The 9,531-nt window shown below is 65.1% G+C and carries 6 protein-coding genes; 2 read left to right on the top strand and 4 right to left on the bottom strand.

The genetic code is table 11. The annotated features are described in order from the left end of the window. Nucleotides 1-88: 88 nt before the first annotated feature. From RGM2987_RS01545 to ptsP, 4 genes are all read right to left on the bottom strand, one after another. Nucleotides 89-1,624 carry an alkaline phosphatase D family protein gene (locus tag RGM2987_RS01545; RefSeq protein WP_245138354.1) on the bottom strand — a complete coding sequence of 512 codons (1,536 nt, stop codon included), beginning with the start codon at nucleotides 1,622-1,624 and terminating at the stop codon, nucleotides 89-91. A 197-nt stretch (nucleotides 1,625-1,821) separates the two neighbouring features. Next, nucleotides 1,822-3,570 carry a PTS fructose-like transporter subunit IIB gene (locus RGM2987_RS01540; protein ID WP_245138353.1) on the bottom strand — a complete coding sequence of 583 codons (1,749 nt, stop codon included), beginning with the start codon at nucleotides 3,568-3,570 and terminating at the stop codon, nucleotides 1,822-1,824. 14 nt (nucleotides 3,571-3,584) lie between these two features. Continuing rightward, the gene (pfkB, locus tag RGM2987_RS01535; RefSeq protein WP_245138352.1) at nucleotides 3,585-4,526 is read right to left on the bottom strand and encodes a 1-phosphofructokinase; all 942 of its coding nucleotides are present in this window, start codon (nucleotides 4,524-4,526) and stop codon (nucleotides 3,585-3,587) included. Continuing rightward, nucleotides 4,526-7,390, bottom strand: coding sequence for a phosphoenolpyruvate--protein phosphotransferase (ptsP, locus tag RGM2987_RS01530; protein WP_245138351.1), 2,865 nt, complete (start codon nucleotides 7,388-7,390; stop codon nucleotides 4,526-4,528). The genes pfkB and ptsP overlap by 1 nt, the downstream gene beginning before the upstream one ends. Nucleotides 7,391-7,678: 288 nt before the next feature. On the opposite strand from ptsP, the gene cra reads away from it, so the two are divergent. Together cra and RGM2987_RS01520 are read left to right on the top strand one after the other, a co-directional pair. Continuing rightward, entirely contained in the window at nucleotides 7,679-8,674 is a 996-nt protein-coding gene (cra, locus tag RGM2987_RS01525) for a catabolite repressor/activator (RefSeq protein WP_245138350.1), read from the top strand. 3 nt (nucleotides 8,675-8,677) lie between these two features. Then, entirely contained in the window at nucleotides 8,678-9,454 is a 777-nt protein-coding gene (locus RGM2987_RS01520; protein ID WP_245138349.1) for a TatD family hydrolase, read from the top strand. Nucleotides 9,455-9,531: the final 77 nt, after the last annotated feature.

The raw sequence follows: 9,531 nt of genomic DNA, 5'->3' as shown, positions 1-9,531 counted from the left end.
GACGGTGTGTCAGCCATGCATGTATCAGCTGACTCACCGCCTTCGCGAGCAAGCCCGCTCCCACAAGGGAAACGCTGTGATCCTCAGGTCAAACCGGCTCCAACTTCTTCTCAAACACCGCCACCCCCTCAAGATCACGCAACACCACACTCATCTCCCCGCTCGACCCGTCGATGTTCACCTCGCCAAAGAACTGATACCCGGCAAACGGGGAGGCGTTCTGGGTCGGTGGCGCTTTCTGGAACACCACTTCCGGGCCGAAGGTCTTGTCCAGGGCATTGGGCCCGAAGCTGCCGGCGTTCAACGGCCCGGCGACGAACTCCCAGAACGGTTCGAAATCCTGGAACGCGGCCTGTTCGGGGTGGTAGTGATGGGCGGCGCAATAGTGCACATCAGCGGTGAGCCAGACGTAGTTGCGCACTTGATGCTTGCGCAGAAAACCCAGCAACTCGGCGATTTCCACTTCGCGGCCCTGGGCCTGGCCCGGGTCACCGTTGGCGACCGCTTCCCAGCGCGGCACGCCGGGGCTGACCTCGCCATCGGGCACGCCGAGGCCGATGGGCATGTCGGCCGCGATGACTTTCCATTGGGCCCGGGACTGCTTCAGTTCGCGCTTGAGCCAGTTCAACTGTTCACGCCCCAGGAAGGGCTTGGCCGCGCCGAGGTTGGCGTCGTTGGCTTCGCGGTAGCTGCGCATGTCGAGCACGAACACATCCAGCATGGGTCCGTAGCCGAGCTTGCGGTAGATCCGCCCGCCGCCGTCGGCCTTTTGCAGGCGCATCGGCGCGTATTCCAGCCAGGCCTGGCGCGCACGCCCGACGAGGCTGTGGATATCCTTGGTCTGGTAGCGCTCGTCCAGCTGCTTGCCCGGCGACCAGTTATTGACCACCTCGTGGTCGTCCCATTGCCAGATCTGCGGCACCTCGGCGTTGAAGCGCCGCACGTTCTCATCCATCAGGTTGTAGCGATAGTTGCCGCGATACTCATCCAGCGTCTCGGCGACCTTGCTCTTGGCTTGCGTGGTGAGGTTGCGCCAGACGCGCCCGCCCTCGGTGGTGATTTGCGCCGGCACCGGCCCGTCGGCGTAGATGGTATCGCCGCTGTGGATAAAGAAATCCGGCAGGCGCATGGCTTCGTAGATGCGCATGCCGCCGATGTCCGGGTTGATGCCAAAGCCCTGGCCGACCGTGTCGCCGCTCCAGACAAAACGGATGTTGCGCTTGAACTGCGGCACGCTGCGCAGGTGACCGAACCAGGGTTCACTGGCGACGCCGGATTGGGCGTCTTCGAAACGCACCCGATAGAAAATCGCCTGGTCGCGGGGCAACCCGGTCAATTCGACCCGGGCGGTGAAATCGCTGCGGCTGTCTGCCAACGGCGAGACCACGCGCCGAGGATTGCGAAAGTGACTGCGAGTGTCCCACTCCACCACCATCCGCGCCGGACGATCGCTGCGGCTCCAGATCATCGCCCGGTCGCCCTGCAAGTCGCCGGACTGCACACCATCGGTGAGTACCGGTCGATCCTTGACCGAAGCCAGCACCGCCGGCGCCAGCCCCGGCAACAACAATCCTGCGCCCACGGCCTGTATCACGCGACGCCGGTCCCGGTCGATTTCGCTCATGGTGTTCTCCCTTGAATTGGGGAGACTTAAGCATGGCTGTGTTAATCGGGTGTGACAGGTTTTTCATTAACACCGCAAAACGAAATGTGGGAGCGGGCTTGCTCGCGAAGGCGGAGTGTCAGGCAACATTTTCATTGACTGACCCACCGCTTTCGCGAGCAAGCCCGCTCCCACATTAGAGGGGCGGTGTGGCTTGATCAGGCCTTGGCTGGCTCCAACGCCATCTCCACCGCTTCCGGCCGTTTGAGCAGCGCATACGCCACGCCGGTCACCAGGCTCCCCGCGACGATTGCCAGCAGGTACAACAATGCATGGTTGATGGCGTTGGGGATCAGCATCACGAACAACCCACCGTGGGGCGCCATGAGTTTGCAGCCGAAGTACATCGACAGCGCACCGGTCAACGCGCCGCCGGCGATGCTCGCCGGAATCACCCGCAGCGGGTCCTTGGCGGCGAACGGAATGGCACCTTCGGAGATGAAGCACAGGCCCAGCACCAGCGCCGCCTTACCGGCCTCGCGCTCAGTCTGGGCGAACTTGCGCCGGGCGATGAAAGTGGCGATGCCCAGGCCAATCGGTGGAACCATCCCGGCCGCCATGGTCGCGGCCATCGGCGCATAGCTTTGCGAAGCCAGCAACCCGACCGAGAACGCATAGGCGGCCTTGTTGATCGGCCCGCCAAGATCGACGCACATCATCGCCCCCAGCAGCACACCCAGCAAAATGGCGTTGGTGGTACCCATGCTGTCGAGGAAATGGGTCAGGCCTTCCAGCATACCGGCCACCGGTTTGCCAACGATGTAGATCATCACCAGGCCGGTGAACAGACTCGCCAGCAGCGGGATGATCAGGATCGGCTTAAGCGCCTCCAGGCTCTGGGGCAGGCGAGCATAACGATTGATCGCCAGGGCCGCGTAACCGGCAAGGAAACCGGCGATGATCCCGCCGATGAACCCGGCGCCCAGGGTGCTCGCCAGCAACCCGCCGATCATCCCCGGTGCCAGGCCCGGACGGTCGGCGATGGAGTAGGCAATGTAGCCAGCCAGCAGCGGCACCATCAGTTTGAACGCCGTGTCGCCACCGATCTGCATCAGCGCCGCCGCCAGCGTGCCGGGTTCCTTGAACGCGGTGATGCCGAAGACGAACGACAACGCAATCAACAAACCACCGGCCACCACCATCGGCAGCATGAACGACACACCGGTCAGCAGGTGCTTGTAGACCCCGGTCTTCTCCGACTTGGCCGGGCCGGCCGAGCCGCTCGCTGCGCTTTCCTGGCGGCCTTCGGCCAGGGCTTTGTTCAACGTGGCTTCGGCCTGTTTCAGGGCGATGCCGGTGCCGCAGCGGTAGATTTTCTTGCCGGCGAAACGCTCGGTGGCGACTTCGATATCGATGGCGAGCAGTACCACATCGGCCTCAGCGATGGCTTCGGCGCTCAACGGATTGCGCGCGCCCACCGAGCCCTGGGTTTCCACTTGCAGGTCGTAGCCCAGCCGCGTCGCCGCCTGTTGCAAGGCTTCGGCGGCCATGAAGGTATGGGCCACGCCGGTCGGGCACGCGGTGATGGCGACCAGGCGCGGGGCGCGCTCAGTCGAGGCCGAGGCGGCCGGCGCTTGTTCCAGCGCCTGCGATTCGAGCAAAACACTGGCTTCTTCGGCACCACGGCGCAGCAGCGAATCGACGTCTTGCAGGGCCTGGGCCGGGGTGCTGCGAAACACCCGCTTGCCGACAAACCGCGACAGATCCAGCGGGCCGCTGGTGACCAGCAGCACCCACTCGGCTGCCTCAAGAGTGGCGGCCGACAACTGGCGTTCCGGATGGGCCGCGTCATGCACTTCGACACTGGTGCTCCAACCCTGGCGCTGGGCCGCCGCGTCCAGCAGGCGGGCGCACAACACACTGGTGACCATGCCGTTCGGGCAGGCCGTCACAATGGCTAATTTCATTCTTGCGAACCCTCTTATTGTTCTGTCAGGGGGCGCACGCGCACGCCCTGTTCAAGCGACGCCAGCAACGCGGTGTCTTGGATGCCAAAACCGATCTGCGTGACCGCCATGGCGGCAATGGCCGTGGCGCTGCGCAGGGTCTGCTCCGGAGTGTGCGCGCCGAGCAGGCCATGCAGCATGCCGGCCAGCAGTGAATCCCCGGCGCCGACGGTGCTGGCAACGCTGACCTTGGGCGGCGACGCATGCAGCGCCGAACCGACACTGAACCAGTTCACGCCCTCGGCGCCGTGGGAAATCACCACATGTTCGATGCCTTGGCCGTGCAGGCGCTGCGCCGCTTCGGCCTGGGCCTGCTCGCTGACCACTTCACACCCCAGCGCATCGGCCAGTTCCTCGGTGTTCGGCTTGATCAGCCACGGCCCGGCCGCCAACGCAACGCGCAAGGCCTCGCCACTGGTGTCGAGGGCCACCTTCAAACCGAGTGCTTTCAAGCGAGTGATCAACGCCTGCAACCATTGCGGGCTGACACCTCGGGGCAGGCTGCCGGCGACCACCACGGCGTCGTGGCCGGGTGCGAGGTGTTCCAGTCGTTCCAGCAACGCCTGCTGCGCGGCGGCGTCCACCACCGGGCCAGGCCCGTTGAGGTCGGTGATGCGCCCGTCCTGTTCGGCGAGCTTGATGTTGCTGCGGGTTTCACCAGGCACGCGGACAAACCCGTCGACAAAACCGCGCTGGGCAAACAGCGTCTCGAACGGCTGGGCGTTGTCCTCGCCGAGAAAACCGCTGACCGTCAGGGTGTGACCGAGATCGGCCAGCACCTGGGCCACGTTCACGCCCTTGCCGGCGGCGTGGCTGTGCATCGCATCGCTGCGGTTGACCTGCCCCGGCTCCAGGCGCGCCAGCTCTACCGTGAGGTCGAGCGCCGGGTTGAGGGTCAGGGTGAGAATCTTCGCCATTACAGCGCCTCCACTAATGCGCGCACGTCATCGGCGCTGCCCACGGCCAACGCCGACTGGGCCAGGGTTTGGACCTGGGTGAGACTCAGTTCGCGGACCCGCGCCTTGACCTCGGCAATGCTGCGCGCCGAGACACTCAGCTCGTCCACGCCCAGGCCCACCAGTACCGGCACCGCCAGCGGATCGGCCGCCAGTTCGCCGCAGACCCCGACCCACTTGCCGTGGGCATGGGCCGCGCGCACGGTGATGTCGATCAGTTGCAACACCGCCGGGTGCAAACCATCGGCCTGGGCCGACAGGGTCGGGTGACCACGGTCGATGGCCAGGGTGTATTGGGTCAGGTCGTTGGTGCCGACGCTGAAGAAGTCGACTTCCTTGGCCAGCACCGGCGCCAGCAAGGCGGCGGACGGCACTTCGATCATGATCCCCAGTTGCAGGTCCGCCACGGGGATTTCCCGGCGCAGGCGCTCGGTCATGTCCCGGGCCTGGCGCCACTCATCGACGCTGCCGACCATGGGGAACATGATCCGCAACGGACGGTTGTCCGCCGAGCGCAACAGGGCACGCAGCTGCGCTTCCATGACCTGCGGGCGCTGCAAGGTCAGGCGAATGCCACGCACGCCCAGGAACGGGTTTTCCTCCTTGGCGATCGGCCAGTACGGCAGCGGTTTGTCGCCACCCACATCCAGGGTGCGCACCACCAGCGGCCGCCCGGCCAGGCCATCGAGGACCTTGCGGTACTCGGCTTCCTGAGTCGCTTCGTCCGGCGCCTGGTTGTGGGCCATGAAAATCAGTTCGGTGCGCAACAGGCCGATGCCCTCGGCGCCCTGCTCCACCGCACTGATGACGCCGGCGCTTTCACCGATGTTGGCGAACACTTCCACGGCGTGACCGTCGCGGGTCGCTGCCGGCTGATGACGTTGTTCGGCGGCCACCTTGAGGCGCTGCTCGCGGGTATCGCGTTCTTGCGCGGCCCGTTGCAGGGTGGCGGCGTCCGGGTCCACGTGCAGGCGACCGCGCTGGCCGTCGAGCAACAGCGAAGTGCCCGGCGCCAGCAGCAATACTGCGGCTCCGGCACCGACCAGCGCCGGAATGCCCAGGGCCCGGGCGACAATCGCACTGTGGGCGGTGGCGCCGCCGCGGGCGGTGAGAATCCCTGCCACGCGGGTCGGATCCAGGCGTGCCACGTCGGACGGACCGACCTCGTCCATCACCAGAATGTACGGTTGCTCCGGTTCGCTCAGGGTTTGAACCCCACACAGCTGCGCCAGCACCCGGCGGCCAACGTCCCGCAGGTCGGCGGCACGTTCGGCGAGCAGGGCGTCCTGCAAGGCTTCCTGCTCTTTCGCGGCGGCCTCGATCACGCCCATCCACGCCGCTTGCGCGCTCTCACCCAGTTTCAGGCGGGTGTCGACTTCGTCGGTCAGTTCCGGGTCGTCGAGCATTTCCTGGTGAGTGATGAAGATCTCGCGGATGGCCTTGGCCTTGGCGCGCTCGATCAGGCCTTGGATATCGCGGCGCACCTGGTCCAGGGCATTTTGCAGACGCTCGCGCTCGATGGCCGCCGACTCGCCGCGCAGCGGATAGTCGATGGCTTGCAGGACCTGGACGTGGGCCGGCCCGATGGCGATACCCGGGGCAGCGGGCACCGCCTGGATCAGGCTGCCGGACTCCGGTGCCAGCACGACCGTCGCGACTTCCGCCATGGCGGTTTCTTGCGGCGCGGTCGGTGGCGGCAGCGGCTCGACTTCTTCGCCCAGGCCTTCTTCGATGGCGGCCAGCAACGCCGGCAGTGCGTCGGCGGCAATGCTCGGTTCGGCGATGAATTCCAGGACCTGCCCGCGACGGGCGCCCAGGCTCAGCAGTTTGCTCAAGCTCTTGACCGACACGGCGCTGTCCTGGCCGTCGACGATGCGCACGCGGATCTCGCCTTCGAAGCTTTTCGCCAACTGCGCCAGGATCTTCGCCGGGCGCGCGTGCAAGCCGTGGGCATTGGCCAGGCCGATGCGGGCGCTGGGCCAGTCGGCGGGCAGTTCGCCGCCGAGCACTTCCAACACCTTGCGGCTGCTGGTGGCGCGACCCAGTTCGTGGCCGCGACCTTCGATCAGCAGCGCGCAGAGCCTTTCCAGCAATGCCTGGTGGGCTTCGCCCAGGCTGGCGAGGCAGAACAGCCCGCTCAAGGGTTGGCCGAGATAGCGGATAGGTTTGTCCGGCGTGACGAAGGCCAGGCCCGGACGCTTGACGGTCTGTTCGCTGTGCAGCCACCACAGGCCATCGCCCAGGGGCAGTGCTTCGACCTGTTGCAAGATCCCGGCAAAGCCATTGCTGACGCAATCGGCCTGGCGCAGCAACCGGGCGCCACGCCACACCAATTCTTCAAAGTCATCGGCCGACACACCGAGGCCGATCATCTGCGCATCCAGGGCCAGTTCCTGCGGTGCGCCTTGCAGCAGTTTCAACAACGCCTCAGGCGAACCGGCACGCCGCAGGGCCTGGCCCAGGTCGGTCTCGCCGAGGGCGCGGGTCAGCAGTTGCAGCAGGCGCAGGTGTTCGTCGGACTTGGCCGCGATGCCGATGGCCAGGTAGACAATCTGCCCATCGCCCCAATCCACGCCGTCGGGAAATTGCAGCAGGCGCACGCCGGTGGCGTGCACCAGGTCGCGGGTTTGCGGAGTACCGTGGGGAATGGCAATCCCTTGCCCGAGAAAGGTCGAGCCCTGGGCTTCGCGAGCCTGCAAGCCGGTGAGGTAGCCCTCGGCGACCAGGCCATCGGCCACCAGTCGGTCAGCGAGCAGTTGCAGCGCTGCGTCTTTATCCACGGCCGTCTGCGCCATGGATATCTGCTCTAGAGTGAGCTCGAGCATGCTTTCTCCTTTTTGGCGTCCGGTCGGCGCCAGGTATTGTTTTGAATGAATCAGCTTAGCGTCGCAGAACGGTTTTTGGCGCTATCGCGGCAGCGCGGCCAAAAATCCTGCTAGCCTTGAAAATACGCTTGCTGAAACGTTTAATCTAGAAGGATTGGCACGTTACTCGATAATCTCTTGTCGTTGAAGTGCAACTTGTCGCCAGCTTCAGGGCGGTGATCATCATCTTGAATCGGGTAGGATGGCCCTTATTGTCCGGGCTAACTCGAAAAAACAAGGAAAACCGGGTTGAAACTCAGTGATATCGCCCAGCTGGCCGGTGTGTCTGTGACCACCGCCAGCTACGTCATCAACGGCAAGGCCGAACAGCAACGCATCAGCAGCGCCACCGTCGAACGGGTGCGGGCAGTGGTCGAGGAGCACGGCTTCACGCCCAATCCCCAGGCCGCCGGGCTGCGCAGTCGACACACGCGCACGCTCGGCTTCATCCTGCCGGATCTGGAGAACCCCAGTTACGCGCGCATCGCCAAGCTCCTGGAGCAAGGCGCCCGGGCCAGGGGTTATCAGTTGCTGATCGCCAGCTCCGACGATGCCCCCGACAGTGAACGGCAATTGTTGCAGCTGTTCCGCGCCCGGCGCTGCGATGCGCTGATCGTCGCCAGTTGCCTGCCGGCCGGTGACGACAGCTACCAGCAATTGCAGGCCAAGGGCATCCCGATCATTGCCATCGACCGGGTGATGGAGCCCGCGCATTTCTGCTCGGTAATCAGTGATGACCGTCAGGCCAGCCTGCAATTGACCCGCAGCCTGCTTGCGACCCAGCCCCGGCAGATCGCTCTGATCAGCGCCCGTCCCGAACTGAGCATCAGCCAGGAACGGACCGCAGGCTTTCGCGACGCATTGGCCGGGTTCGAGGGCCAGGTGCTGATCGAGCACGGCGAGTCGTTCAGCCGTGAATGCGGCCAGCAGTTGATGGAAGAAATGCTCGGGCGCCTGGGGCACTTGCCGGACGCGCTGATCACCACCTCCTATGTGCTGCTGCAAGGGGTGTTCGACGCGCTGCACGACTTTCCGCTCAAGTCGCGTCCACTGCGCCTGGGCACGTTTGGCGATACGCAACTGCTGGATTTTCTGCCGCTGCCGGTCAATGCCATGTCCCAGCAGCATCAGTTGATCGCTGACAAGGCTTTGGAACTGGCGCTGGCGGCCATCGAGAACGATGACTATCAACCCGGCGTGCAGGCCATTCCACGCACCTTCAAGCAGCGCATTCACCAAGGCTGACCCATGGAGCTGATCGACACCCACACCCATCTGGATTTTCCCGACTTCGATACAGACCGCCCCGCCCTGCTGGTCGAAAGTCGTGAGTCGGGCGTCCGCGAGATGGTGGTGCTGGGGGTCTATCGGGACAACTGGCAACGGGTCTGGGAGCTGGTGCAAAGCGACCCGCAGCTGCACGCCGCGTTGGGCCTGCACCCGGTTTACCTGGAGCAGCATCGCCCCGAAGACCTGACGCACTTGCGCGAATGGCTGGCCCGTCTGGCCGGGCATCGGCAGTTGTGCGCGGTGGGGGAAATCGGCCTGGATTACTACGTCCAGACCCTGGATCGCGAGCGCCAGCAGGCATTGTTCGAAGCGCAGTTGCAACTGGCGGCGGAGTTCGAGCTGCCGGCACTGATCCACGTGCGTCGCAGCCATGCCGCCGTCATCGCGACGCTCAAGCGCATCGGCCTCAAGCGCGCGGGAATCATCCACGCTTTCGCCGGCAGTCTTGAAGAGGCTCGCGAATACATCAAGCTGGGGTTCAAGCTCGGTCTCGGCGGCGCCGCCACCTGGCCCCAGGCCCTGCGCATGCACCGGGTGCTGGCGCAACTGCCGCTGGAGGCGGTGGTGCTGGAAACCGACTCGCCGGACATGGCCCCGGCGATGTTCCCCGGCCAGCGCAACAGCCCGGCGCATCTGCCGGCCATTTGCGCGGCGTTGGCGCAGGTTATGTCGATCAGCCGTGAGCGGCTGGCCGAGGCCAGCACTCAGAACGCACGCGAATTGTTTGGTTGGTAACCGCATTCCCCCTGTGGGAGCGGGCTTGCTCGCGAAAGCGGTGTGTCAGTCGATATCGTCGTTGACTGGCACACCGC

Origin of the sequence: Pseudomonas sp. RGM2987 (assembly GCF_022952855.1) — a bacterium.
GTDB lineage: Bacteria > Pseudomonadota > Gammaproteobacteria > Pseudomonadales > Pseudomonadaceae > Aquipseudomonas.
Note: the sequence above shows the minus strand (reverse complement) of the source record. Positions and strands in the feature narration are given on the sequence as shown.